The organism is Ruegeria sp. CH11, assembly GCF_056537105.1.
The window spans coordinates 1-1,499 of sequence record NZ_JBQFQX010000050.1 but is presented as its reverse complement, the minus strand read 5'-3'; the positions used below and the strand labels follow the sequence as shown (position 1 = coordinate 1,499).

At 57.1% G+C, this 1,499-nt stretch carries 1 protein-coding gene; it reads left to right on the top strand.

Features of this window, described 5'->3' with window-relative positions; translation table 11 throughout:
* Window positions 1-57: 57 nt before the first annotated feature.
* Window positions 58-1,431: a transposase gene (locus ACR0LX_RS22935; protein ID WP_480785631.1), complete on the top strand. Its 1,374-nt coding sequence runs from the start codon at window positions 58-60 to the stop codon at window positions 1,429-1,431.
* Window positions 1,432-1,499: the final 68 nt, after the last annotated feature.

Genomic DNA, 1,499 nt, shown 5'->3' with positions numbered 1-1,499 from the left:
CCGTTGATTGGTTTGCCTGTCGCTGATTCACTCGTTTTTGAGAGTGGAGGTGCGGTGATGATGGGACCGAGGCAGGTGGCGCAAGGGGCGCTGTTTTATGAGTTCTCGATTGAAGAGTTTGTGCCTGCTGATCATCCGTTACGCGGCATTGATCGCTTCCTTGATCTTTCGGAAGTTCGCCCCCTGCTGGCACCGTCCTACAGCGCTCACGGTCGTCCTTCGATTGATCCAGAGTTGATGATCCGGATGCTGTTGTTGGGCTATTGCCAAGGCATTCGGTCCGAGCGGCGGCTCTGCGAAGAGGTGCATGTCAACCTGGCCTACAGGTGGTTTTGCAAGCTCGATCTGACCGATCCGGTGCCAGACCATTCGACCTTCTCGAAGAACCGACACGGGCGTTTCCGTGAGTGCGGGTTATTCCGCCACCTCTTCGAGACTGTCCTGAGGCGCTGCATCGATGAGGGCCTGGTTGGCGGCGATAGCTTCGGCGTCGATGCCAGCCTGATCCCGGCGAATGCGAACCAGACGCGGGGTGTCGATAGCAAAGAGGGTTTGCCGCCCGACCTAGCCACTCGTGTGGTTGAGGAATATCTCGAAACGCTGGATGATGCGGCTTTCGGCGCATCCACCAAAGTTGTCCCCAAATACATCTCACCCGTTGATCCCGCCGCACGCTGGACAGGCGCGGACGGTGGGGCTGCCTTCTTCGCATATTCCACCAACTATATGGTGGATTTGGATAATGCGGTGATCGTCGATGTTGAACCATCGGTTCCGATCCGAACCGCTGAGGCCTTTGCTGCACGACGCATGATCGACCGGATTACGGACCGCTTCGGCATGACGCCGGACAAGCTGGTCGGCGATACGGGCTACGGCTCAGCGGAGATGCTGGGCTGGTTGGTGGAAGAGCGCGGCATCGCTCCGCACATCCCGGTGTGGGATAAATCTAAACGGACGGACGGCACGTTCTCGCGCGAAGACTTCGTCTACGACCCCACGACCGACAGCTACACATGCCCCGGCAATAAAGAGCTGCGAACATATCGGCGAAACTTCTCCAAACCGCGCAAGCCAAATGGCGGCAAAGGCGGTTTCATTAAATATCGTGCATCAAAGCACGACTGCGACGCATGCCCATTGAAAGCAAATTGCTGTCCAAATCAGCCAGCCCAGAACGTGCTTCGTTCCGTCCATGAAGCGGCTCGCGACGTCGCCCGCGATATCCGCAGGACCGATGCGTACATGACCTCGTTCATTCAGAGAAGGAAGGTTGAGATGCTCTTCGCACATCTGAAACGATACATAGGCGTGCCGACGATGCGGCTACGTGGACCCAAAGGCGCATATGAACAGTTTCAACTCGCAGCAACCGCCCAAAACCTTCGGAAACTCGCCAAGCTGGTGCCACAACCTAGACTGACGGGATGAAGGGAAGGCGGAAGCCTATTGAGTCCGCATCCTGAACGCGCCCAAACGGCGACTTCTTCAACACTATC

Bases quoted from the DNA above. Each gene is read 5' to 3' on its own strand.
- ACR0LX_RS22935 (WP_480785631.1), top strand. From the start codon at position 58: ATGATGGGACCGAGGCAGGTGGCGCAAGGGGCGCTGTTTTATGAGTTC.